The 23,971-nt window shown below is 59.5% G+C and carries 21 protein-coding genes; 15 read left to right on the plus strand and 6 right to left on the minus strand.

The window, feature by feature from the left end; translation table 11 throughout:
• Positions 1 to 81 precede the first annotated feature (81 nt).
• From sdhB to FJ248_06375, 6 genes are all read left to right on the plus strand, one after another.
• The gene (gene sdhB / locus FJ248_06350; protein MBM4120506.1) at positions 82 to 1,044 is read left to right on the plus strand and encodes a succinate dehydrogenase iron-sulfur subunit; all 963 of its coding nucleotides are present in this window, start codon (positions 82 to 84) and stop codon (positions 1,042 to 1,044) included.
• A gap of 231 nt (positions 1,045 to 1,275) precedes the next feature.
• Positions 1,276 to 1,623 (plus strand): RtcB family protein, encoded by a 348-nt coding sequence (locus FJ248_06355; protein ID MBM4120507.1) that lies wholly within the window; start codon positions 1,276 to 1,278, stop codon positions 1,621 to 1,623.
• An 11-nt stretch (positions 1,624 to 1,634) separates the two neighbouring features.
• Entirely contained in the window at positions 1,635 to 2,090 is a 456-nt protein-coding gene (locus FJ248_06360; protein MBM4120508.1) for a hypothetical protein, read from the plus strand.
• A gap of 7 nt (positions 2,091 to 2,097) precedes the next feature.
• A complete protein-coding gene (locus FJ248_06365) occupies positions 2,098 to 2,487 on the plus strand; it encodes a hypothetical protein (protein MBM4120509.1) in 390 nt (129 codons plus the stop codon).
• 794 nt (positions 2,488 to 3,281) lie between these two features.
• Entirely contained in the window at positions 3,282 to 4,184 is a 903-nt protein-coding gene (locus tag FJ248_06370) for a heterodisulfide reductase (GenBank protein ID MBM4120510.1), read from the plus strand.
• Complete coding sequence (locus tag FJ248_06375) at positions 4,181 to 4,498, plus strand: cupin domain-containing protein (GenBank protein ID MBM4120511.1); 318 nt, start codon at positions 4,181 to 4,183, stop codon at positions 4,496 to 4,498. Before FJ248_06370 ends, FJ248_06375 begins: the two co-directional genes overlap by 4 nt.
• A gap of 65 nt (positions 4,499 to 4,563) precedes the next feature.
• On the opposite strand, the gene FJ248_06380 is transcribed toward FJ248_06375, so the two are convergent.
• From FJ248_06380 to FJ248_06400, 5 genes are all read right to left on the minus strand, one after another.
• Positions 4,564 to 5,499 (minus strand): nitrite reductase, encoded by a 936-nt coding sequence (locus tag FJ248_06380; protein MBM4120512.1) that lies wholly within the window; start codon positions 5,497 to 5,499, stop codon positions 4,564 to 4,566.
• 81 nt (positions 5,500 to 5,580) lie between these two features.
• Positions 5,581 to 6,306 carry a Crp/Fnr family transcriptional regulator gene (locus FJ248_06385; protein MBM4120513.1) on the minus strand — a complete coding sequence of 242 codons (726 nt, stop codon included), beginning with the start codon at positions 6,304 to 6,306 and terminating at the stop codon, positions 5,581 to 5,583.
• A 5-nt stretch (positions 6,307 to 6,311) separates the two neighbouring features.
• Complete coding sequence (locus FJ248_06390; protein ID MBM4120514.1) at positions 6,312 to 8,168, minus strand: transketolase; 1,857 nt, start codon at positions 8,166 to 8,168, stop codon at positions 6,312 to 6,314.
• Between the two features lie 215 nt (positions 8,169 to 8,383).
• Complete coding sequence (locus tag FJ248_06395) at positions 8,384 to 9,226, minus strand: sulfite exporter TauE/SafE family protein (protein MBM4120515.1); 843 nt, start codon at positions 9,224 to 9,226, stop codon at positions 8,384 to 8,386.
• The gene (locus FJ248_06400; GenBank protein MBM4120516.1) at positions 9,223 to 9,672 is read right to left on the minus strand and encodes an Rrf2 family transcriptional regulator; all 450 of its coding nucleotides are present in this window, start codon (positions 9,670 to 9,672) and stop codon (positions 9,223 to 9,225) included. The genes FJ248_06395 and FJ248_06400 overlap by 4 nt, the downstream gene beginning before the upstream one ends.
• Positions 9,673 to 9,944: 272 nt before the next feature.
• Here FJ248_06400 and FJ248_06405 point away from each other — a divergent pair, with 272 nt between their 5' ends.
• The 8 genes from FJ248_06405 (at position 9,945) to FJ248_06440 (ending at position 20,274) form a co-directional block, all read left to right on the plus strand.
• A complete protein-coding gene (locus tag FJ248_06405; protein MBM4120517.1) occupies positions 9,945 to 10,838 on the plus strand; it encodes a glycine--tRNA ligase subunit alpha in 894 nt (297 codons plus the stop codon).
• 11 nt (positions 10,839 to 10,849) lie between these two features.
• Positions 10,850 to 12,991 (plus strand): glycine--tRNA ligase subunit beta, encoded by a 2,142-nt coding sequence (locus FJ248_06410; GenBank protein ID MBM4120518.1) that lies wholly within the window; start codon positions 10,850 to 10,852, stop codon positions 12,989 to 12,991.
• Positions 12,992 to 13,003: 12 nt separating this feature from the next.
• Positions 13,004 to 13,504 (plus strand): hypothetical protein, encoded by a 501-nt coding sequence (locus FJ248_06415; protein MBM4120519.1) that lies wholly within the window; start codon positions 13,004 to 13,006, stop codon positions 13,502 to 13,504.
• 19 nt (positions 13,505 to 13,523) lie between these two features.
• Positions 13,524 to 16,277, plus strand: a complete 2,754-nt coding sequence (locus FJ248_06420; protein MBM4120520.1) for a pyruvate, phosphate dikinase — start codon at positions 13,524 to 13,526, stop codon at positions 16,275 to 16,277.
• 26 nt (positions 16,278 to 16,303) lie between these two features.
• The gene (gene ribD / locus FJ248_06425; GenBank protein ID MBM4120521.1) at positions 16,304 to 17,383 is read left to right on the plus strand and encodes a bifunctional diaminohydroxyphosphoribosylaminopyrimidine deaminase/5-amino-6-(5-phosphoribosylamino)uracil reductase RibD; all 1,080 of its coding nucleotides are present in this window, start codon (positions 16,304 to 16,306) and stop codon (positions 17,381 to 17,383) included.
• A gap of 326 nt (positions 17,384 to 17,709) precedes the next feature.
• Entirely contained in the window at positions 17,710 to 18,876 is a 1,167-nt protein-coding gene (locus tag FJ248_06430) for an MFS transporter (GenBank protein MBM4120522.1), read from the plus strand.
• A gap of 221 nt (positions 18,877 to 19,097) precedes the next feature.
• The gene (locus FJ248_06435; GenBank protein ID MBM4120523.1) at positions 19,098 to 19,754 is read left to right on the plus strand and encodes a riboflavin synthase; all 657 of its coding nucleotides are present in this window, start codon (positions 19,098 to 19,100) and stop codon (positions 19,752 to 19,754) included.
• 34 nt (positions 19,755 to 19,788) lie between these two features.
• On the plus strand, positions 19,789 to 20,274 hold the full coding sequence (locus tag FJ248_06440) for a hypothetical protein (protein ID MBM4120524.1): 486 nt from the start codon (positions 19,789 to 19,791) through the stop codon (positions 20,272 to 20,274).
• A gap of 7 nt (positions 20,275 to 20,281) precedes the next feature.
• On the opposite strand, the gene acs is transcribed toward FJ248_06440, so the two are convergent.
• On the minus strand, positions 20,282 to 22,183 hold the full coding sequence (acs, locus tag FJ248_06445) for an acetate--CoA ligase (protein ID MBM4120525.1): 1,902 nt from the start codon (positions 22,181 to 22,183) through the stop codon (positions 20,282 to 20,284).
• Between the two features lie 106 nt (positions 22,184 to 22,289).
• Between acs and FJ248_06450 the strand changes: the two genes are divergently transcribed.
• Positions 22,290 to 23,639 carry a tetratricopeptide repeat protein gene (locus tag FJ248_06450; protein ID MBM4120526.1) on the plus strand — a complete coding sequence of 450 codons (1,350 nt, stop codon included), beginning with the start codon at positions 22,290 to 22,292 and terminating at the stop codon, positions 23,637 to 23,639.
• Positions 23,640 to 23,971: the final 332 nt, after the last annotated feature.

Genomic DNA, 23,971 nt, shown 5'->3' on the forward strand with positions numbered 1-23,971 from the left:
CGGAACGTTCCCAGCAAGCCGTCGTCAGTGTTCGGTGCGGTCCAACTGATCACTCAGTACTGATAACTACCAACTACCCGCATGCGCCTGTCGTTCACGATCAGCCGATTCAATCCTGAAACTGATACGCAACCCCGAACCGAATCCTTTCGCCTAGACGTCGGGCGAGGAACGACCGTCCTGGATGCGCTGTTGCGCCTTAAGCAGGAGCAGGATGGCAGCCTGGCCTTCCGGCATTCCTGTCGATCGGCCATTTGCGGGTCCTGCGCTATGGATATTAATGGATCCGAAAAGCTAGCTTGCCGGACGTCGGTCTGGACAGAATGGGAGCGGCACAGCGCCATAACAGTGGCGCCGCTACGAAATTTCCCAGTCATCAAGGATTTGGTCGTGGATATGTCGTCATTCTGGGGAAAAATTCGTGACATTACTCCCTGGCTCTCGGCGTCGACCCAGCGGCAGGCTTCTGAGTTGCAGGGGCTCCGGTCGAGCGCTTCCGGGTTTCACAACGTGGATGCTTGTATCATGTGTGGTGCGTGCGTAGCCGCCTGCACAGTTCTTGAAGTGTCGAAGGGATTTCTTGGACCGGCGGCGCTGGCTAAGGCCGATCGGTTTATGGCCGATGCGCGCGAGCCGGCTGCAGCCCGACAGGGCCGGCTGATGGTCCTGGAGCAGCCTGACGGCATCTGGGACTGCACGCGGTGCAATTACTGTGTCGAGGTTTGTCCCAAGGATGTCCGGCCAATGGAGGCCATCATCCGCCTGCGCCGGGCTGCGCTCGACGCCGGGATGACGGCTACCGGCGGCGCACGTCACATCACCGGCTTCACCGATCTGATCCGGAGCCAGGGACGGCTGAACGAAGCACTGATGCCGCTTAAGATCGTGGGCCTCCGTCTGACGCAGGTGCTTCGCGTGCTGCCGCTCGGCTTGGCCATGCTGCGGCGAGGCAAGGTGCCCAATCCGTTCGGCCATGCGATCCCCGGCATGGCCTCCGTGCGGCAGATCTTTGCCGCCACCAGCCGAACCGCCGGCCGTTCATGACCGCCTCATTCCGGTTGCCGGACGATATCGTGCCGGCCGACCCCGCCTTTGAGGCTTACGGCCACACGTCCCTCGCCCGCGCCACGGCGTCGACACAGATGGTAATCGACACGTATCCTGTGGCCCAGACTATCCCCACGGTCACGCGGTATCCTGAAGGTGAGCGGATCATGCCTTGCAAGGGCTCGCCGCGACCTTTCGGGCCGGGCAGCCCGGGGCTTCTGAAAATCTATCGGGGGACCGTCCAGTCGGTCATTTGCGGCAGGGCGATGGAACCTGGCTTCTATCAGCTGGTTGGCGCAAAACAGGCCATGCCGCAGCCGTTTAGGTTTACCGTGCCTGGATTCGGGCAAACCATGGTACGCGCGGGCAGGGGCCAAGCAACCGGTCCGAGGCGAGCAGGTGCAGCGTCAGATGGCGCAGCAAGGCATCATCCTGAAAGCCGTGTCCATGAGCGGGCTGGCGTCGGAAGCGGGATTCGCGTACAAGAACATCTCCGACGTTGTGGCACTCGTAAATCGGCCCGGCATCTCGAAAAGAGCCACGGAACTTCGGCCCGGTAAACATATCACAAGATAGGACGCAGACACATGGACGTCACCATCGGCTCAAACAGTTTCCGCAACACCAACGGTGTGCTGGCCATCCACGGCAAGGAACAGGTCGTCATCGAGTTCGTGCCGGATGCGGATCAATTGCTCCTGACGATGGATTTGTACAGCGCGGCAGGCCGGCAGGTGGCGCATCTCAGACGAAATGCCTGGAAGTTCAATCTGGATGAGCGATTCGTGTTCAATGCCACAGCGCCGTCGCCCTCGCTCTACGGCGGCGCGCCCTGGCTGAAACTGGTCGATCAGGAAACAGGCGATGTCGTGCTGGAAGCCAGCGTCACGGACAGCGACAAACTGCAGATCGTCCAAGGCAAGTTCTACACGCACAAGGGACAGCTGCTCGAAATCACATCCCACCTGTGCCGCATTGCCGGTGTCACCACGCTCTTCGGGGACGTGCGCGACTTCCGCGGCGGGGCCATCGTCATCGGGTAGCGGGACCATGCGTGCCGCGACGGCCGTGCTTGCGCTTATTCTCCTGGCAGCCTGTACACGGACGCTCGAACTTACGCGCCTGACCGACGGTGCGACGGGAACCGGCACGCTCGATCTCAGCGCCCGTTCCGTGACAGTGATTCTTCCCTCAGGCGAAACCGCTCGGGGGGCCTACACAAAACTCACGACCGACGACATCAGATCGGATTCACTGTTTCACGGCGCCAACCTGGCCGACTTGCTGGGCACACATCAGACAGAGCGACTCTACGTTTACGCGCAGTTGACGGGAGAGCAGGGAACAAAGGTTGAGATGGTGCTGACCGTCGACTGGCTGGGGCACGGGTTTGGCGTGGCGCGGGCGGGCGGCCGCGAAGACTGCCGGGTGACGTTTTGAGTGCCGTTCCTTGTGTGCGATGGTATGCGGACTCCTGTCATCTGATTTCCTCGGAAATGACCAAAGTTGATCGGACGGCCGAGTCACACCGGTGGCAGGGGGGTGGCAAAGGAGACCACCGTCCGGACGATGGCCTCCTTCGGGCGTTTGGGGCGCCTGTCCCATGCGTATGGGCGCCTGTGGAACCCGCCGGTCAGGACGGGCAGAAAATCGGACGGTCGTACCGGTCAGGCCTGACTTACAGCAGGCTGAGACGGCGCTCCGCGGCTCGTGATTCCGCTGGAATCCAAGGCTGGCAGCCTTGCCGGGGTCGCCATCGCTGTTCGGTGCTATCCGATCAGTCTGTCCGTGCTCCGCATGTCACTGCCGGCGGGGTTGTGTGATCCGGTGGAGTCAGGTCATTCATAAATCCCCCTCCTTGTTATCGCCCGGCGAGCCCGAGCGGCGTGTCTGCTGTCAGCGCGACACACGACGGTGATAGGCCATGTGCCGGAGAGGCTTCGCCTCGGCCCAGGACAGGACTTCAGCCCAGTCTGTATCGGGGATCCGGTTGCCCAATCGATGGCTGGCACAGGCCATGATGCACCTCCGTGCGAGGTGAGAAAGTGCGCGCACCCTACGCCTTTTGTCGAATTGCTGCAAGATCCCATGAAAAATATTTTTCGCATGGTCCGGCAACTGCCATGCCAGTTTCGCAAGTCATCGGATGGCCGTGACTTTCGGTACGGTCAACGTTATACTTTTAATGAGCAGGGACCTGTGGATAACATCGCTCAAACGACAAGACGCATGATATGGCATTGAAGTTTGCGCTCTATCCGGGGTGTGCGGCGCAGGGCGCGACACCGGAGCTCTATCAATCCAGCAAAGCCGTGCTGGACCGGTTGGGCATCGACGTAGTCGAACTTGGCGCGGCAACCTGTTGCGGTGCCGGCGTCGTCACGGAAGCCAATCCCGACACGGCATTAGCCTTGAATGCGCGAACCCTGGCGCAGGCCGAGGCGCTCGGCCTCAACGTCATGACGATCTGTGGAACCTGTCAGGGCGTGTTGGGCGCCGCCAATAAACGACTCAAGGAGGAATCCGGCCTCCTCGACCGTATTAACTCATTCTTGCAGCCGGAAGGTTTAACCTATCGAGGCACCGTGCAGGTGAAGCATCTGCTCTGGATCATCGTTCGCGATATCGGGTTGCAGGAACTGAGAAAGCATATCCGGGTGCCGTTCAAGGATTTCCGCGTGGCGCCGTTTTACGGCTGCTACATTCTACGCCCCTCCTGGGACCTCGGCTTTGATGATCCGGAGAACCCGACGTCGCTTGAAAAGGTAATTCAGGCAGTGGGCGGAGAGACGGTGGCCTACGCGGGACGGACCAAATGCTGCGGGTTTCCGATCATCCTGGAAAAGGAACCGATCGCCATCGGCATGGCGGGCGCCAATATGAAGGAAGCCAAGGAGCAGGGTGCGGACTTTATGGTTACGCCCTGTCCACTCTGCCATATGAGTCTGGACATCTATCAGGAGCGGGCGGGGAAAGCCGTCAACGCGACGCTGGATCTGCCGATTTTACACTTACCCCAACTGATCGGCCTGGCCATGGGCATTTTACCACGCGCATTGGGGCTCGGTCGGCATTTGATCCCGGTGGATTCGATTCTGAAACGGTTGCACAAAGCGGAGGGAGTTCGCGCATCATGAACGTCATTAATCTTTCTGATTTTCAAGTGTTTAGCGCTGAGAAGCTAAAGAAGAACAACATTTTCCAAACGCCCCGGTTTTTCTGTGACGTCTATTGTTTCGAACCGGGCCAGGAGCAAAAGGGCCACATCCACGGCGACCAGGACAAGGTCTACCTGGTGCTCGAGGGGCAGGGCACCTTCCAGGTCGGCAGCGAGAAAAAAGTCCTCGGGCAAGGCCAGGGCACCATGGCGCCGGCTGGCGAGGAGCATAGCGTGAAGAATCACACCGGCCAGCGACTTAAAGTGCTCGTCTTCGTCGCACCCAACCCCTGACCGGACAAAATAAAAACCGGCGGACCGGAGGAACTCCGATCCGCCGGTTGGTTTGTACTCGACGTCTACTGTGCTGGTTTTGGCGCCAGCACCCAGGGCGTCATCGGCATCAACGGCGCCGGCTTGGCATCCGGACCAACCAACAACACCGCGATGGCTCCTCGTAGCGCACCGGTCAGCGAATGGGTGACGAGGGGATAGGCACCGGCCGATTCTACGACTACGTCAAATGTCGCCGCGCTGCCGGGCCCGACCACGTAGGTCTGCACGCCTTTCAGATTGTTGGCCGGATTCCCGCTTTCGTATACGTTGTCCCAGATCTCGCCGATGGGATGGAAGGACGAGAATTCGTTTGGCCCCGCGTTTACAAAATAAATGCGGACCCGCTCGCCCGGCTTGGCATCCAGTTTCCCTCCGCCGCTGACAAACGGGTGGTACTTGAAGATGCCGCCGTTGAACACGATATTGTCGAATTTCCGGTCGAACATCGTCTGCACGTCGTCCGGATTCTTGAAGAACTCAGACTGCACCAGCACGTATTCGCGATCCGCCTTAGCCCAGGCCTTGGCATTTTTCGGATCCACGATGATGGCGCCGAACATCCCGCGCGCCACATGCTGAATCATCGGGGGCGCCCCGCAATGGTAGAAAAACACGCCGGGCTTCTTGGCCACGAAGGTGTACTCAATCGTTTCACCCACATTGATGGCCTTGTAGTTTTTCAGAAAATCGATCTCCGCAGCGTGGAAATCCATCGCGTGGGGGTGCTTGTTTTCGGCCGGATTGACGAGCTTGAACTTTACCGTGTCGCCCTCGGTTACCCGAACGACCGGACCGGGGACCTGCCCGTTGAATGTCCAGGCGGCGTAGGTCGTGCCGTTGCCGTCGACGACAACGTCTTTTTCGACAGCGGTCATTTCGACCGTGTGGGTTTTAGCCAACGCCGGAGCGGTCGTAAACGCCATGATGCCGGCCAGTACAATTGTAATCAGGGTCCGCATAAAAGCCTCCTTGTGTAACGCCTGCACAAGGATAGTCCTTCAGCGAACGATAGAAACATGATCTATATCATGTTTCTGAAATTAACCGGCGTGGGCGTGTCTGGGAGAAGTGGGCGGACAGGGGGCGTTGGACGCCATCTGTTGCAGGCGGGGCAAATTGCAAATAGTCAGGGATTTCGCAGTCCCCGCGACCAGCTTGTCGCGCTTGAACCGGCTCATGATCCGCGTGGCGGTTTCAACAGTGACGCCGATCATATCGGCCAGATCCTGGCGGGTGAGCCGCACGGTCAGACGGACCTGCTTATCGTCCTTCAGTCCAGCGCGGGTTGCAAATTTGACAAGCAATGCGGCCATCCGCTGTTCGGCCGGATTGAGCGCAAGCACCTTGGCGGTTTCCTGCGCTTCGCTGAGACGGGCGCCGAGGTATTGGATGATTTCAATGGCCGCATCGGGATTCCGGCGCAACAGTTTCAAATAGGCGTCCTTGCTGAGGGTCAGGACGCTGACATCGCCCATCGGCTGGGCGCAGCCCGGATGTGTGCCGTCGTTCAGCGCCGCGGCGTCGCAGCAGAACAGATCGCCCGGCATTAGGACCTTCAGCGTGACCTGTTTGCCTTGCGGCGACGTCTTGACGCACTTGACCGTGCCTTCCTTCAGGATGTGAAAGCAGTTGGCGGGATCGCCTTCGCGGAAAATGAACTGATCCTTGCGATACCGCGTTTCGACGATGTCCCCGGCAATCTTGCGCCGCTCGGTCGGGCTTAAGTGCTCAAAGAGGGGAAGCCTGGAGAGTGGATCGGGCTTCATGGGTCCTAGAGCAGTTTTTTGACGGCATCCACAATCGAACGCGCACCAATGCCAAAGTGATCGACCAATTCGTCGGGCTTGCCGCTGTGGGGAATATCCCGCACGGCGATCTTGTGCACACGCACGCCCTCGCTGCCGACGGCGCTCAGCACAGCATCACCGAGACCGCCATGCTCGTAGTGGTCCTCGACAGTTAACAGACGGTTCTTGGTCGCGCGAGCGCTTTCCAGCAAGGTCAGCCGGTCGATCGGCCTCACGCTATAGAGATCGACCACGCGGATCCGGATGCCAGCCGATTTCAACTGATCGTACGCCTTCAAGGCTTCGAAGAGCGTCACGCCGGCGGCCACGATCGTGATCTGATCAAGCGCACTCTGCCGCAGCACCTTGCTGCCGCCAATCGTGAACGTGTCATCGTTACCATAGAGCACTGGCGCTTTCGGTCGGCCGGCCCGGATATAGACCATGCCGCGATGCACGGCGGCGGCCTCCACCAATTTATACGCGCAAACCGCATCGGACGGGTATAGAACAACCACACCCGGCTGCGCAGCCATCATGGCGATATCCTCCAGTCCCATCTGCGAGGCTCCGTCTTCGCCGATGCTCACCCCCACGTGCGTGCCGACCAACTTAATGTTCGACTGGCTGATGGCCGCCATGCGGATGAAGTCGTAGGCCCGAGTGAGAAATGCCGCGAAAGTCGCCGAAAAGGGGATCTTGCCGGAAGCGGCGAGCCCGATCGCCGCACCGATCATGTTCTGTTCGGCGATGAAATTCTCGAAGAACCGATTGGGGAACTGCTTGCCAAACTTGTCCGTGAAGGTGGAGTTCTTGACGTCGGCGTCGAGCGCAACGACGGAGGGATTGGCGTCGCCCAGCGCGGCCAGCGCTGCGCCGAACGCCTCGCGCGTGGCCACCAGCTCGCCAGCCTTATAGGCGGGCGGGGCCATCGGCCTGGCTGATCTGGCACTGGCGGCCGGCGCCGCGGGCAGCTTGAATTTTGGCACGGCGGTCGTCGGCTTGATCTGCTTCGTGAGATCGTTGATGGCCGTTTGCATTTCCTCGCCCTTCTTGAGGGCTTTGCCATGCCAGTCCATTTTGTTTTCGGCAAAGGAGATGCCCTTGCCCTTGAACGTCTTGGCCAGCAGGACTGTCGGCCTGCCCTTGGCCTTGGCCGCATTGGCAAAGGCCTTGAGCAGGGCCGCATGATTGTGTCCGTCCACGATGATCGCGTTCCAGCCGAAGCCGGCCCAGCGGGATTTGTAAGCCTTCATGTCGTGTTGCAGCATCGTCGGATCGCTCTGGCCGAGGCCATTGACATCGACGATAGCGCAGAGATTGTCGAGCTTGAACTGCCGTCCGAGCTCAACAGCTTCCCACACCGAGCCTTCCACCGATTCGCCGTCTCCCATCATGACATAAACCCTCGCGCCGTTTTTCTCGAGCCGCTTGGCGTTGAGGGCGAGTCCGACGCCGGCGGCTAGCCCCTGGCCCAGCGAGCCAGTTGCGACATCGACGAACGACAAACGCGGCGTAGGGTGGCCTTCGAGATCGGACTTGAGCGTACGCAATTTGATCAGGTCCTGCATGGGGAACAGCCCGGCTTCCGCCCAAGCGGCATAGAGCACTGGCGCCGCATGGCCTTTGGAGAGAACGAACCGGTCATTGTTGGGGTGGCGCGGATTTTTCGGGTCATACCGCATCACCGAGAAGAACAAGGTTGCCACGATGTCGGCCGCCGAGCAGCAGCTCGTCGGATGGCCGGTCCCGGATTCCGAGGTGGACCGGACGCTCTCGATGCGGAGCGTCGCCGCCTTGTTTTTCAGCAGGGTGATCAGTGCCGCATTCGCCGAGGCCATGAGACTCCTTTCAAAATTGTAAATCGATGGGCCGGAACGGAGTGATGACGCGGCGAGCCTAACAAATGGCTGCGCGGGGAGTCAATGAGCGGCAGCCCGCCACCACGAGCAGCTGAACAAGGGAGAGCGGAGCGCTCACAGTTGCACGTTCTACCGGTATACGGTGAACAGTAGAGCGTGGAGGGAAGCTGAGAGCCGAGGGGCAATGACTGCGATCAACCCGACGGCGCGCGCCGGAGAAAAAACTGTCGCAACAGCCAGACGTTGAGCACCGCGACGGTGGCAAGCACGCCGTAGGCGGCCGGACTGGGCACCATCTGCAACTCGACCAGCACGCGGGACATGCCGAAGCCCACCACGAGCGCATCGAAGCTCATGCAGACGCGGCGGAAGGTTTCAGGGTCCATCCAGCTGATCAGGACAGTCCCCAGCGGAATGCCCACCAGTACGCTCGGCACGATGTAGGTCAGGATGCCGACACTGTCGGCATTATGCAAATCGAGAAACAGATAGGCGACAGCGGTCAGCGAGGACTCGACCACGCGGATGAGCGCTAGCGCCGCACGAAAATCCTGCTTAGCGTAACCTTGATTGTTGAAGAGCAGCGCGAGCGGGGGGCCGGAGATCGTCGTAACCGAATAGAGCGTGCCGATGCCGACACCGAACGGCACGCCAATGGCCCTCTCGGCGCGCACGGGCTTACGCACCCCGGCGAGTTGCAAGAGAATCAAGGGGAGCAGCAGCGCATAGGTCACAAACTTAATCCACCCAGGATGCACGACAAACAGGATGTAGCTGCCAATCGCGATACCCGGCAGCAGGCCGAGTAGAATGGGCAGGACGCGCTTCCAGATGTGCGGCACGCTCGCCCGGTTGATGAACAGGACATACCAATTGATCACAACTTCGACCAGCACCAGCGCCGGGTTTAAGACACGATTGGTGTAGAAGAGCAGGGCAACGGGCACCGTCAGCGACGAAAAGCCGTATCCGAGCGCCCCGTTGACGGTGGCGGCAAACAGCGTGATGGCGACGAGAACGAGCTGGTCAGTGCTCATCGCACGCGCTTCTTCCGACTGGCGACGAAATCGCTCAGGGTGTGGTGATCGAGAATGTCCGCGATGGCGTCCCGCACCGTGCCCATCACTTGCTGCACCGGACACCGCGGCTTGTTAGCGTAGGGGCAGTCACCACACTTTTGGTAGGCCGTCTTACTCACGCAGCCGATAGGAGCGAGGGGGCCGTCCAGAATCCGGATGACCTGCCCCAGCGTGACAGTCGTTGGTGACTTGAGCAGGCGATAACCACCGCCCACGCCGCGCTGGGCCGAGAGCAGACCGGCGTTTTTCAGTGCCAGCAGGATTTGCTCAAGAAACTCGACGGGAATGTGTTGCCGCCGGCCAATCTCGTGCCGCTGGAGCAGCTTCCGATCATGGTTCTCCGTAAGCTCGATCAGAGCCCGCAGCGCATATTCGCTTTTCTTTGAGAATTTCACGTAGCTAATTGTATATAGAGTCTATAAACATATAAGACAATAGCCGATTTATGGCTGTCCGGTCAAGCACTCGGTAGGAGTCCGTCACGGCAAAACCGCGCGGTCCCGCTCAGGTTTTTCCGCGATTTTACGCTGCACGGATTCACTGGCCGCAGGGTTGACTCTAAGCGCGTCGAAGAATTGACAGTGGTCCGCTGTTCTTGTTACGTTGATGCCCGGTCACACGAGTTTCTCCTCAACGCACGCGCTTTCTGAACACACCAACAGACCATGGCACGCCCGTGACGCTCCAGGAACTGATCCTCACGCTGCACCGGTTCTGGGCTGATCACGGCTGTGTCATCCATCAGCCCTACGACCTTGAAATGGGCGCGGGCACATTCCACCCGGCGACCTTCCTGCGCGCCTTAGGCCCCGAACCCTGGCAGGCCGCCTATCCGGAACCCTGCCGCCGCCCCACGGACGGCCGCTACGGAGACAATCCGAACCGGCTACAGCACTATTATCAGTATCAGGTGGTGTTAAAGCCGGCGCCCGACGATATCCAGGCACTCTATCTGGAAAGTCTCACGAAACTGGGCATCAACCCCAAGCAGCATGACATCCGCTTCATGCAGGACGACTGGGAATCGCCTACGCTGGGCGCCTGGGGGCTGGGCTGGGAGGTCCGTCTGGATGGGATGGAGATCACGCAATTCACCTATTTTCAAGAAATCGGCGGCATCGAGCTTAATCCCATTACGGTCGAGCTAACCTACGGCACCGAGCGCATCGCCATGTATCTCCAGCAAGTGGATTCCGTGTTCGATCTGAAATGGAACGACACCGTGTCCTACGGGGACATCCATCATCAGACCGAGGTACAGTTTTCAAAATACAACTTCGAGCACGCCGACGTGACCATGCTCATGAACACGTTTCAGGCGTTTGAAGCCGAAGCCAAACGGCTGGTCGGAGCCGGGCTCACGCTGCCGGCCTACGATTACTGCATCAAAACCTCGAACCTGTTTAATCTATTGGATGCACGCGACGCAATCAGCGTGGCCGAGCGGACCGGCTATATCGCGCGCGTTCGTGGCCTGGCTCGCCTCTGCGCGGACAGCTACCTGCGCGAGCGGGAGGCCATGGGATATCCGATGCTCAAATCCAAGCCGACGCGCGGAAAGACCCACTGAGCATTATTCGTATGGCACGCGCGACCGCACCCGCAAAGCCAATTACCACCGCAGCCGGCTCGGAATGCCTGCTGGAAATCGGCGTCGAAGAACTGCCCTGGCAGTTCATCGCCCCGGCGCTTCAGTCACTGGCTGAAGCCGCGACACGGGTGTGCGCTGAACAACGCCTCGCCCACGGCGCCATCAAAACAGTCGGCACCCCGCGTCGGTTGACGCTGGTTATCGCACAACTGGCAATCCGCCAGACTGCGGCGAACAAGGAAGCCATGGGGCCGTCACGGGCCGTGGCCTTCGATCAGACTGGGCTGCCGACCAAGGCAGCGATTGGGTTTGCGACGTCGCAGGGGGTGGCCGTCACTGATCTGGAGATCCGCGCAACACCGAAGGGTGAATACGTATTTGCGGTCCGCCGTGATGCGGGCCGGCCGACTGCCGCGCTGCTGCCTGAACTTCTGTCAGGACTGATCGGTGGGCTCACGTTTCCCAAGTCCATGAAGTGGAACGCCTCCGGACTGCGCTTTGCACGTCCGGTCCGCTGGCTGCTCGCGCTCTACGGCGGCAAGATCGTTCCCTTGCAATTCGGCGGCATGAAGGCCAGCAACAGAACCTGGGGACATCGCTTTCTCGGGGCCAGGCAGCTTCGCGGCATCACCGTCACCAACTGGAAGTCCTATGTTACCGGCCTCGAGCGGCTCGGCGTCATCGTCGAGCAGGATCGGCGGCGCGCCATGGTCCTTTCACAATTGGAAAAACTGGCGCACTCGGCCGGCGGCCATTTGCACCACGACGACGACTTGATCGAGCAGGCTGTTTTCACGGTTGAAACGCCGCACGCAATTCTCGGGTCTTTTGATCAGCAGTATCTGTCGCTACCAAAAGACGTGCCAATGACAGCCATGAAGGAGCACCAAGGATTTTTACCCTTAACTGACAAGCACGGACGGCTACTCGCGCAGTTTCTCGCTGTCACCAACATGAAACTGGCGAAGATGGATTTGATTCGTCAAGGCAATGAGCGTGTGCTGGCCGCCCGGCTCGCTGACGCCAGGTTCTACTTTGACGAAGACCGCAAAATGCAATTAGCCGCTCGCGCCGATTGGCTCTCGCAGATGACGCTCCACCAGCGGTTGGGTACGTTGAAACAGAAGACCGCGCGAGTCCGCCAACTGGCTGTCAATTTGGCCGCGCTCCTGCACGCACACAATCTCAGCCGTTCCGCTGACCGGGCGGCGCTGCTCAGCAAAGCCGACTTACTCACCGGCGTGGTCAAAGAATTTCCCGGCCTGCAGGGTGTGATGGGTGGGGAATATGCCAGGCACGACGGCGAGCCGGACGAGGTCTGCACTGCCATCCGCGAGCAGTATCTGCCGGCCGGCATGGAGGGTCCAATTCCGTCTTCTACGCTTGGGAAAATTCTCTCGTTGGCCGATCGGCTGGATACATTGACAGCTTTTTTCTACGTTGGTTTGGTGCCGAGCGGGTCGGAGGATCCCTTTGGGCTACGGCGACATGCGACAGCCGTTATTCGCATTCTGATCGAGAGCCAAATTAGACTAAATCTCACTGAGATCATGACCACGGCAACGCAGTTAGTGGAGCGTGACGGATTCAAAGCCTCCGGCGAGGCAAACCCCCAGGCCTTTCTGGCCGACCGGCTGCGGTTCTACGTACGGACCACGCACAAACTGCGCGAAGATGTCATCGAAGCTGGACTGGCCGCGGCACGCACGCAGGCTTTTGACCCATCCGATCTACTGGCCCGCATGCAAGCCGTACAACAGATCACCACGCGCACGGAATTCGATTCACTGATCGCCGGCTTTAAACGTACGCATCGCCTGCTTGAAAAAGAGCAGTGGGAACGAGGCAAGATTGACGTGACGCTCTTTCAGCACCAGGCCGAGCGGGAACTCTACAGCGCCCTAATGGAGCGGAGAGACCGGGCCTTGACGCAGCTGTCGAACGGCAACTATCCGGCCCTGCTGGAAACGCTGGTTGGCATGAAAGCCTCCGTGGACGCGTTCTTCGACGGTGTCATGGTCAACGTTCCGGACCGCGCGCTGCGGGCCAACCGGCTCTCGCTGCTCTATGAAGTCGATCAACTGTTCCTGAGCGCCGCGGATTTTTCTCAGATCGTCGCGCAGGGGGCCTGAGCGTGTAGATGCATGACGGAAACTGTTGCCGAACAGGCCTCGCTAGTGAATCCGGACTGTGGGCTGAATGCGCGCGTGCGGCGCTTCTCCCTCCGGCTCATGGCCGTCATGGTCATGCTCTGCAATCTCGTCATTCTCGTCGGTATCTGGGCCAGCGGCGTCAACCCAGATACGTTATTCACGGCTCCCGATCACTTTAGCCAGAGTCGTGACGTCTGCCTCCGGCACAGCTGGCACAAGGTGGCGGGGGTGCAACAGCCAGTGCGATTATGTTACGAATGGATCAATCTTTCCGATCCCTCCGGCAACACGCACACGTTCCAGGCAGACGTGGAGATTGTCATGGGGGCGGACAGCAGGCTCCACTATGGGCAGGGCGAGTCGATGGACACCCGGCTAGCGGCCCTGCTAGCTTTTGCCGGAGCAGTCTGTATCCTGGGCATCGTGAGCACACGCTGGTTGATCCGACGGTACCGCCGGCAGATCGAATCGGCACAGCACAACGCCTGGTAAGCGCATAGCGAGGAAACGCGTGGCAAAGAAATTCGTCTATTATTTCGGCGACGGCAAGGCCGAAGGCGACGGCAACAACAAGAATCTCCTGGGCGGCAAGGGCGCCGGCCTGGCTGAAATGACCAGCCTGGGAATTTCGGTGCCACCGGGATTCACGATCTCCACTGAAGCCTGCATCGAGTACTACAAACACAAGAAATCCTATCCGCCGGGCATGTGGGACCAGGCACTGAAGGCGCTAAAGCGGGTCGAGCGCTCGATGGGTGCCGGGTTCGGCAATGCGAACACGCCGCTGCTCGTGTCAGTGCGCTCCGGTGCGCGCGCTTCGATGCCGGGCATGATGGATACGGTGCTCAACGTCGGGCTCAATGCCCAGACAGTCCGGGCGCTGGCCGCTAAGACCAACAACGAGCGATTTGCGCAGGACAGCTACCGCCGATTCGTCACGATGTACAGCAGCATCGTGCTGGGCATCGAACGCGAACACTTCGAAAAATTGCTCAACAAGAAAAAAGCACAGGTCGGGGCAAGGCACGACACAGATCTTGACGCGCGGGCACTCCAGGAACTGGTCGTCGAATTCAAAGCGCTGGTCAAGCACGAGACCGGGCATGAATTTCCGGAAGATCCGCTCGAACAGCTCAAGAAAGCCATTAATGCTGTCTTTGCGTCCTGGTACGGCAAGCGCGCTATCGAGTACCGGCGCATCTACAGCATTCCGGAGACCTGGGGCACTGCCGTCAACGTCGTCGCCATGGTCTTCGGCAATATGGGCGAGACCAGCGGCACCGGTGTGGCATTTACGCGCGACCCGGCCACTGGCAATCCGCAGTTCTTTGGCGAATGCTTGATGAATGCACAAGGTGAGGACGTGGTAGCGGGCATCCGGACACCGCTGCCAGTCAACGCGCTTGCCAGGACCCTGCCGAAAGCCTATCAGGACCTGGAGAACACCTATAAACGGCTCGAAAAGCACTATCGCGACATGCTGGACCTGGAGTTCACCATCCAGGAAGGCAAGCTCTATATGTTGCAGACCCGTGTCGGAAAACGGACCGGCATCTCGGCCGTCCGGATTGCGACCGACATGGTGAAGGAAGGGCTCATCTCGAAGAACGAGGCCCTCCGCCGCATCGGGCCGGATCAGCTCGCGCAATATCTCTATCCTATTTTTGACAGCAAAGCGGAGAGCGGACAGAAGCCATTAGGCAAAGGGCTGCCAGCCGGACCCGGGGCCGCCGCGGGCAAAATCGCCCTCTCGCCCGATCGCGCCGTGGAGATGAAGGCCAAGGGTGAACGTGTCGTACTCGTGCGTCAGGAAACCAGCCCGGACGACATTCACGGCATGAATGCCGCCCTTGGATTCTTGACCGCCCGCGGCGGCATGACCAGCCATGCGGCCGTTGTAGCGCGGCAGATGGGCAAGGTGTGCGTTGCCGGCTGCGAAGCCGTCGAGGTGACCAGCGCTACGACCGTGAAAATTGGCGGATGCGCGTTTAAGGAAGGCGACTACCTGTCCATCAATGGTTCGACCGGCAACGTCTACGGGGGCGACATCCCGGTCGTCGAATCCGAAGTCATCCAAGTAATTCAGGGCAAACTGAAAGCGACGCAATCGGACAAGTACCAGCGCTTTGCCATGGTGCTCTCCTGGGCCGACTCTGCGCGCACTCTCAAAGTGCGGGCCAATGCTGACATCCCCGAGCAGGCCCAGATCGCACGGGGATTCGGCGCGGAGGGCATAGGCCTCTGCCGTACCGAACACATGTTTTTTGCTGAGGATCGCATTCCGATCATGCAAAAGATGATCCTTGCGACCACGCCCGAGGAGCGTGAAAAATACCTGGCCCAACTGCTGCCGCTTCAGAAACAGGATTTCATCGGCCTCTACCGGCAGATGAAAGGGTATCCGGTGACGATCCGCTTACTTGATCCGCCGCTGCATGAATTTCTTCCGAAGCGGGAAGAGCTCATGGTGGCGATTGCCAAGCTGGAGTTAACCGGCGGCCATGCGGCTGAGGTGGAGGAGAAACACAAGCTGCTCGCTCGGGTAGAGGAGCTGCACGAATTCAACCCAATGCTCGGCCTGCGCGGCTGTCGGCTTGGCATCACCATGCCGGAAATCACCAAGATGCAGGCCCAGGCCATCATCGAAGCGGCCTGCGAGCTAGCCCGGGAAGGCACCAAGATCGTCCCCGAGATCATGATTCCACTTGTCGGCATGGTCTCGGAGATGAAGTCCCAGAAAGACTTGATCCGCGAAGTCGCGGACGTGACGATGCAGCGCTACGGCGTGAAGCTTTCATATCTCATCGGCACGATGATCGAACTGCCACGCGCCGCTGTGACCGCCAAGCGTATTGCTGAGGAAGCGGAGTTTTTTTCCTTTGGCACCAACGACCTGACCCAGACGACGTTTGGATTTTCGCGCGATGATGCCGCCAAAATCCTGGACTACTACAAGAATCATAAAATTCTTGATCACGATCCCTTTGCCGTCCTGGACCGCGACGGCGTCGGCGCTATGATGCGCATGGCGATCTCGGAAGGACGGCAGACACGGCCAGCCCTCAAGCTAGGTATTTGCGGTGAACATGGCGGCGATCCCAGTTCGGTGGAGTTCTGTCACGAACTCGGACTCGATTACGTCAGCTGCTCGCCGTACCGCGTGGCCATCGCGCGCCTAGCCGCGGCCCATGCCGCGCTGGCGGCGACCGACCGCGCAAAACCCATCCCCAAGAAATTGGGACGCGCCCGCCGCAAGTCCCGGTGACACCTTCAGCACGCGACATCCGCTACATGACCCGGGCGCTAGCACTGGCCGCCCGGGGACAGGGCCGCACCAGCCCCAACCCCACCGTGGGCGCCGTGGTTGTCTCCAAAGGACGGATCGTTGGAGAGGCCTTTCACCGGCAGGCGGGAGGTCCTCATGCCGAGGCGCTCGCATTGCGGCAGGCTGGCGCTCGCGCCAGAGGCGGGACGCTCTACGTCACGCTTGAACCCTGCAGCCACACTAATAAACGGACCCCCCCCTGCGTACCGGAAGTGCTGGCATCCGGCATCAAACGGGTTGTCGCTGCCATGCAGGACCCAAATCCGCACGTAAAAGGGAATGGACTCAGACGCCTGCGCCGAGCTGGATTGAACGTGACCGTGGGATGCCTGGAGTCGGAGGCTGTGCAGTTGAACCAAGGCTACGTCCATCGCATGACAACCGGCTGCCCGTTCGTGACCCTGAAGGCAGCCATCACACTCGACGGCAAGATCGCGACCGCAAGCGGGGAATCGAAGTGGATCACTGGCGCCACGGCCCGGCAACATGCACACCGTCTGCGCGGTCGAATGGACGCCATTCTAGTTGGCATCGGAACCGTCTTGCATGACAATCCACGCTTGACCGCAAGAAGGGGGGCCCGCTCTCGTGGTCGCCAGCCTCTACGGGTGATTTTGGATAGTACGCTCCGCATTCCGCTCAACACCCGCATTCTCTCGCGCCAGGCGCGACAGGGAACTGTGGTCATGACCACAGCGCGCGCGCCAAAACACCGTCTCGCGCGTCTGCGTCGGATAGGTGTGGCCGTCCATGTATTCCCCGCCGTCAAAAAACAGGTGTCATTGCGTGCGTGTCTTGCCGTCCTAGGGAACCTAGGTGTGAACGATCTCTTGATCGAAGGAGGCGGAGAGGTGATCGCCTCCGCACTTCGCGCCGGGGTCGTCAACCGCCTGCACTTGTATGTGGCGCCCAAGTTGCTCGGGGGGCGGGATGCGCGAAATGTCATTGGCGGTGTTTCCCCCAAACACCTGACGCAAGCCCTCGCAGTGAAGCATCTTCGCGTCAAAAAACTCGGCTCGGATTTCCTTCTGGAAGGCGTGCTCTAGTCAGTCGCGCCTTCCGCGTCCCCCATTTTGACAAACTTTCCGGCGCGATGTTACGGTGGCGCCGTGCGCACGACACTCCGTACGGGCTCGATGGGCTGGATGATCGCGGTCGCCTTGAGTGCTTCCGGGGGGCTGGCCGTGGCGTTCAAGCTGGCTGTTCCGCCCTGTGCCGCCCTAGTTTCGCAAGGGGGTGAGCCTTTTCCTGTCGCACAACTTGATCAGCCGTCACAGTGCCGGCTCAACGCTGTTAGTAAGGGCGAGCCAACAGCCAGGGTAATTGGTCCCTTGCAGACACCCGTGTCGCAGATGTCGGTCGCCGTCGCTTCATGACCACCCGCCAGAGCTATATTCTGCTCTGCATCGTCGGCATCTTCTGTTTTCTGAGCTACAATCTCGTTCGGATGCCGGTGCTCGCGCTCTATGCCCAATCGCTGGGTGCGGGACCGGAAACCATCGGCCTGATTGTCTCTGCCTCGACACTGACCGGCGTGTTCCTCAAATTACCCTCCGGTGCGCTCTCCGACATCTATGGCCGCCGCAGACTGATGCAGATCGGCGTGCTGGCCTTCGGGATTCCCCCGTTTGCCTATCTGTTCGTCGCTGATACCACGACATTAACCGGTCTTCGATTTATCCACGGGCTAGCCACCGCTATCTTCGCGCCCAGCGCGCTAGCGACCGTGGCGGAGCTTTATCAGGAACGGCGCGGCGCCGCCCTCGGGACCTACACGTCCAGCACGCAGGCAGGCGCCTTGCTGGGACCTGCCATCGGTGGCTGGCTCTATTCCCAGGCGGGCTTTCCAACAACTTTTGTCACGGCCGGCATCTTCGGCTGCCTTGGACTAGTCCTCTTCTTTAGCTTGCGGCTCAACCCGGCTCCTCTGCGAGGAGCGAAGGGCATCACGCCGCTCTTCTCGGAGATGCTCAAGGGCTTTCGCATTGTGGCACGGAACACCCGCGTCTTGGTCACCAGTACGACAGATGCTGCCAAGATGGTCGCCAATGGCGCTCTGATGGCGTTCCTGCCAATCTATGGTTTGTCGGTCGGATTGAATGCGAGCGAAGCGGGGCTGCTTTTTGCCGTACAAGGTCTCACGTCATTTTTCGCCAAGCCGATCATGGGCCGTGTATCAGATCGAGTCGACCGCAAACCGCTCATCTTGGCCGGCCTGTGTATCTGCGCAGCGACCTTTGCGATAATCCCACACGTCACCTGGTTTCCCGCACTCGTGTTGTTATCCGCCGGATTCGGCTATGGCGAGGCGGTCGTCACCTCGTCCACGTCCGCTTTTGTGGCCGATCTCTCTGAACTGAAGACGCTTGGCGCCGGGATGGGCATGCAGGGAACCATTGGGGACATCGGCCATGCAAGCGGTCCGCTATTAGCCGGTCTATTGATAGCCAGCCTGAGTTATCAAACCGCCTTTGCCATCATCGCCACTATTCAACTCGTTGCCGCGGCGCTCTTTTGGTCGACAATGCGGACGGCATAGAAGGTGCCGGATCTCTGTGTGTCGTCGTCAGTTCCGGACACTGAAAACTAAACCTGATAACCGAGAACTTCGCTTGGTGCTATAATACCGTCCTGTGGAAAAGCAATTTGGGACCGGTGATATTATTGTCGGCATTCTCGGTGCCATCGGCGTCGTTGTCCTACTTGTCCTGTTCGTCTATGTCGTCAAGAACGTGATACTGAAGAACGAAGGAGAATAGCGTGTTCGCAGGCATCGTTGAAGAAATGGGGGCCGTGAAATCGCTGGAGAAAACGGTGGCTGGCACACGCTTGACCATTTTGGCCAGGCTTGTCCTGGACGACCTGCCCATCGGCGCCAGCATCAGCGTCAATGGCGCCTGCCTGACTATCGTGAAACGGGACGAGAAGGCATTCGCCGCCGACGTGTCTTCGGAAACCCTTGCCGTGACAAACCTCGGTAAACTTGCCATCGGCTCGCCGGTCAATCTCGAGCGGGCGATGAAGTTGAACGAACGCATCGGTGGGCATCTGGTGGCCGGCCACGTGGACGGATTCGGTACGGTCCGCGAGCGGCATCAGGAAGGAAATGGCACCACCCTCGTGGTCGAAGCGCCCCCGGAAGTGCTGCGCTACTGCATTGTTAAGGGATCCATCACTGTGGACGGCGTTAGTCTGACCATCAACGACGTGACCGGACGATCCTTCTCCGTTATGATCATCCCGCACACGGCCAAGATGACCACCCTTAGCATCCGGCAGGTGGGTGAGACGGTCAACCTGGAATCGGACGTGATCGGCAAGTATGTTGCGCGCCTTCTAGAGGAAAGAGGCCAACTGCCGCCGAAGTCCGACATCGTGATCGATCGAGAATATTTACGGAAGCGGGGATTGATTTAGCGGACCCGATTCACTCGCCCTGAGGGAGGTGCCCATGCGCACGATGGCAGCCGGCCGGCTACTCCGATGGTCGCCCCTGTTTGGACTCCCGCTTCTCGTCACCTTGGCATCGTGCGGGCATGTCACTCGAGACTATCAGGAATATCACCGCGTCACCGCCTCCGGGGAATTTTCAAAACGCGACCTCCCGGCAGAACACACCACGCTCACTGATGCCGAACTCTCCCTAAAAGGCTATGCCCACATTGGGATTATCGACATTGTGTCCGTTCAACCGCCAGACATGGATAATGTCAAACGCGAGGCAGCTCAGAAGGGCGCTGACCTCATCACGGCTGACAGTGCAACCCACCCGGGCAAAGAATTGACCACGACGTGCACTGATGTCCTCTCACAGACCAACGACATGACCGGTGGTGGGGGCCACAATTTTTCTGAGTGCGAGCACTATGTGGTCGAAGAGACGACAGTCACCCTCTCTGTCGTCAAAGGCGCCCTCTGGCGCCGGAATCACCCCTAGCGGCAGGTTATTCCTCAATTGTCGAGATATCGCCCGGGTCCTGCCCCAGTTCCTTCGCCTTGAGCACACGCCGCATGATCTTGCCGGAGCGGGTCTTGGGGAGTGACGGGACGATATCGATCTCGGAGGGCACAGCGATCTTCCCTAGCTCCTTGAGCACCTGCTGCTTGATGGATTGAATTAGCTCCGGGCTGTCCGTCTCGCCCTGCTTCAAAATAATAAAAGCCTTGATGGACTCGCCGACGGTCTTGTGCGGCTTGCCGATCACGGCCGCTTCCGCCACTGCAGGGTGGCTGACCAACGCGCTTTCCACCTCGGCGGTGCCGAGGCGATTGCCGGCAACCTTGATCACATCATCGGCCCGGCCCATGAACCACATGTAGCCGTCCTTGTCCTTGTGACAGACATCGCCGGCCGTATAGCAGTTGGGAATCGTATTCCAATAAGTTTTGTAGCGCTCCGGGTCCTTATAGATCGTGCGCATCATGGCGGGCCAGGGCTTCTTGATGACGGCAAATCCGCCCTGATCTGCCGGCAGGCTGTTCCCTTCGCGGTCTACCACGTCGGCCTCGATCCCAAGAAACGGCCTTGTGGCCGAGCCCGGCTTCAGCGGCACGGAGGGCAGGGGCGTGATGAGAATAGCGCCAGTTTCCGTCTGCCACCAGGTGTCCATGATCGGAAAGCGGCTGCCCGTGACGCGATGAAACCACTCCCATGCCTCCGGATTAATTGGCTCGCCCACGCTGCCGAGGACACGCAGTGAATCAAGATTATATTTCTTGGGCCAGTCCTCGCCGTACTTCATCAGTAGACGGATCGCTGTCGGCGTGGTGTAGAACACGGTGACACCGTAGCGTTCGATCAAATCCCACCACCGGCCTGGATTCGGATAATCTGGCTTGCCTTCGGCCGTTAAAATGGTCGCGCCGTTGAGCAGTGGACCATAGACAATGTAGCTGTGCCCGGTTACCCAGCCGGGATCGGCCACGCAGAAATAGACGTCGTCGTCGTGCAGGTTGAAGACATACTTGGCCGTCAGATAGGTCCCGACCATGTAGCCGCCGTGTACGTGCAAGACGCCTTTCGGCTTCCCGGTCGTACCAGAAGTATAGAGAATGTACAGCGGCGATTCAGAATCGAGCTTCTCCGCCTCGCAAACCGTCTTTTGATCCTTCAGCCAGTCGTTCCAGTCAATGTCTTTTGATGAGGACAGGGGAGCGGCGGGCTGTTGCCGTCGAACCACGACGACGTTTTCAACTGTCGGGCAATTGGCGACTGCCTGATCCACCACCGGCTTGAGAGCGATGACCTTGCTGCGATCGTAGCCGACATCCGCCGTAATGACTAGTTTCGCCTCCGCATCCTGAATTCTCGACTGCAAGGCCGGCGCGCTGAACCCTGAGTAGACGACACTGTGAATAACGCCAATCCGTGCGCAGGCCAGCATCGCCACGATCTGCTCGGGAATCTTTGGGAGGTAGATCATGACCCGGTCGCCTTTTTTCAGTCCAAGCGCATGCAGCGCATTCGCGCAGCGATTGACCTGGCGATACAGCTCGGCATAGGTGAAAATCCGTTCCTCGCCCTGTTCGCCGACCCAGATGACGGCGACCTTGTTCTTGCGCCAGGAATTCACGTGCCGGTCAAGACAGTTATAGGAGATGTTGCAAGTGGCGCCGACAAACCACTTGGCCCAGGGGTATTGCCAGTCCAGTACTTTCGACCAGGGCGTAAACCATTCGAGTTCTTTTGCCGCGGCACTCCAGAAGGCTTCCGGATCAGCGATGGATTGTGTGTAGGCGGCATCGTAATCCTTGATGTACGCCCGCGCCTTGGTTGCAACAGACGGCTGGACAACCCGCTGTTCGTGAAGCAGGGTGGCGATGTTGTTCAACGGGGAATCAGCCATGAGTGACCTCGTGATGACTAGGTTGCGCGTCATTATGCCCAAGCCCGTCTAGCATGCGCAAGGCGTTGCCTTGACACGTTTTGGAAACGACAGGTAGCATGCGTGCATGAGTGTTCGCTGGATGACACAACTGGTGTTTGCTGTCACTGCGTCTGTCGTTTTGCTCGCCCCCATGGCCGAGGCTCAGCTCGGCCGCCCCGAAGGTCTCTACTATAAGTCCTGGGCGGTAATCTTCGGCATCGACGACTACCTGCTCGCCCCCAAGCTGACGGGTTCTGTCTCAGGTGGGAAAGCGGTCGGCAATGCCTTCCGTACGCTGGGCTTCGATGAGGTCATCGAGGTCTACAACGGGCAGGCCGGCTCCAAGAGCATGCAGCACATTCTCCGGGAAGTCCTCACGCGCAAGGTTGGCCGGCAGGATCGGCTCGTGATCTATTTTGCTGGCCACACAGGCATCACTCAGGACCGTGACGGCAAGGACCTCGGCTATCTCGTCCCTGCTGATGCCCAGCTCAACAACGTCACCAAGGCCGTCACCATGGACGACCTCAAGGAACTATCCCGCCGCATCATGTCCAAGCATGTGCTGTTCATCATCGATGGCGGCATCAGTGGGTGGGAAGTCACGGCTCCCCAACAATTGTCGCTGGAGGGGCGTGGCGTGCTGGAAGACGAAACCGACAAGCGGGCCGTCGCCGTGTTGGCCGCTGCTACGAAAGGGGAGGCGTCAGCTCAGCGGAACGGGCAGAGCCTCTTCGTAACTGCGCTGCTGGCTGGGCTGCAAGGCGCCGCGGATGCCGACAAAAACGGATGGCTCGTAGCCGGCGAACTCGGCGCCTACGTGGTCGCGCAAATCCAGCAAGCCGCCACAGGGACACAACATGCCCAATTTGTGCGGCTCGATGGCGATGGGGACATGATCCTAATTGAGAGTAAACAGGGGACGTTCCGAGCCGGAGGCGAACCCAAAACCCCTGCTGAGCGCTCGGCGGCTGCGAAGGCTTTGTACGATCAGGCCTTTGCCGCCTTGCAGCAGCAGCGCCCGCCACAGGACGCCCTGAACAGTCTGAACAAGGCACTCGAGTACGACCCGGCCCATGGCGAGGCCCACATTTTAAAAGGCTATGTTCTGCTGGAATATCTTTTTCAGATCGATGCGGCTCTGGCTGCGGCTAATCTAGCTGTGACGTATGCCGCAAATAATCCAGACTCTCACTATACCCTTGGGTTGATTCTCCAGCGCAAACAACAATATACCGACGCCGAGCAGGCGTTTCTCCACGCCCTGGCCTTAAACCCGACCAGCCAGGACACATTGCTATCACTTGGAGATCTCTACGCGGAAGACTTAAAAAATCAGATGAAAGCCGTCGAGTTCTACGGCAAATACGTGGCGGCCGGCGGAACGGAATCTCGGGCTGCCCAGTATCTGGCTAAAACCGGCACTGCCAAATAACCGGTCAGAAGTGCGCAGTGAGAGGTTGGAGTTAGCCGGAAACTTTTTCCACGTCATGCTCAACGGTCTGCAGTACTAGTCCTGCGCACCGCCTTTGAGATATCCCAATCCGATCTTCAGCGCCCGCCGGGTGATTTCAGCCCACCGGGCTTCCGGATACTCCATCAGCACTGCCGCCGACCGGGGATCCTGAACCGCCAGTTCCTTGACTGTGATAATGCCATCATCAATTTTGACTTCTGCCATATCGCCCTCCGCGCTGTTGACACCGTGAACAAGCAGGCGGTGCCATAATCGCCCTTCGCTCATTGCGTTGACAGGTCCGGGGGATG

The organism is Nitrospira sp. (assembly GCA_016873435.1).
In the GTDB taxonomy this organism is placed as follows: Bacteria; Nitrospirota; Nitrospiria; order Nitrospirales; family Nitrospiraceae; genus VGXF01.

What these genes read in the sequence shown, in the direction of transcription:
- FJ248_06375 (MBM4120511.1), top strand. Translation starts at nt 4,181, where the DNA reads ATGAACGTCATTAATCTTTCTGATTTTCAAGTGTTTAGCGCTGAGAAG.
- FJ248_06440 (MBM4120524.1), top strand. Translation starts at nt 19,789, where the DNA reads ATGCGCACGATGGCAGCCGGCCGGCTACTCCGATGGTCGCCCCTGTTT.
- FJ248_06430 (MBM4120522.1), top strand. Translation starts at nt 17,710, where the DNA reads ATGACCACCCGCCAGAGCTATATTCTGCTCTGCATCGTCGGCATCTTC.
- FJ248_06360 (MBM4120508.1), top strand. Translation starts at nt 1,635, where the DNA reads ATGGACGTCACCATCGGCTCAAACAGTTTCCGCAACACCAACGGTGTG.
- ribD (MBM4120521.1), top strand. Translation starts at nt 16,304, where the DNA reads ATGACCCGGGCGCTAGCACTGGCCGCCCGGGGACAGGGCCGCACCAGC.
- FJ248_06410 (MBM4120518.1), top strand. Translation starts at nt 10,850, where the DNA reads ATGGCACGCGCGACCGCACCCGCAAAGCCAATTACCACCGCAGCCGGC.
- FJ248_06385 (MBM4120513.1), bottom strand. Translation starts at nt 6,306, where the DNA reads ATGAAGCCCGATCCACTCTCCAGGCTTCCCCTCTTTGAGCACTTAAGC.
- FJ248_06450 (MBM4120526.1), top strand. Translation starts at nt 22,290, where the DNA reads ATGAGTGTTCGCTGGATGACACAACTGGTGTTTGCTGTCACTGCGTCT.
- acs (MBM4120525.1), bottom strand. Translation starts at nt 22,183, where the DNA reads ATGGCTGATTCCCCGTTGAACAACATCGCCACCCTGCTTCACGAACAG.
- FJ248_06365 (MBM4120509.1), top strand. Translation starts at nt 2,098, where the DNA reads ATGCGTGCCGCGACGGCCGTGCTTGCGCTTATTCTCCTGGCAGCCTGT.
- sdhB (MBM4120506.1), top strand. Translation starts at nt 82, where the DNA reads ATGCGCCTGTCGTTCACGATCAGCCGATTCAATCCTGAAACTGATACG.
- FJ248_06380 (MBM4120512.1), bottom strand. Translation starts at nt 5,499, where the DNA reads ATGCGGACCCTGATTACAATTGTACTGGCCGGCATCATGGCGTTTACG.
- FJ248_06395 (MBM4120515.1), bottom strand. Translation starts at nt 9,226, where the DNA reads ATGAGCACTGACCAGCTCGTTCTCGTCGCCATCACGCTGTTTGCCGCC.
- FJ248_06415 (MBM4120519.1), top strand. Translation starts at nt 13,004, where the DNA reads ATGACGGAAACTGTTGCCGAACAGGCCTCGCTAGTGAATCCGGACTGT.
- FJ248_06390 (MBM4120514.1), bottom strand. Translation starts at nt 8,168, where the DNA reads ATGGCCTCGGCGAATGCGGCACTGATCACCCTGCTGAAAAACAAGGCG.
- FJ248_06370 (MBM4120510.1), top strand. Translation starts at nt 3,282, where the DNA reads ATGGCATTGAAGTTTGCGCTCTATCCGGGGTGTGCGGCGCAGGGCGCG.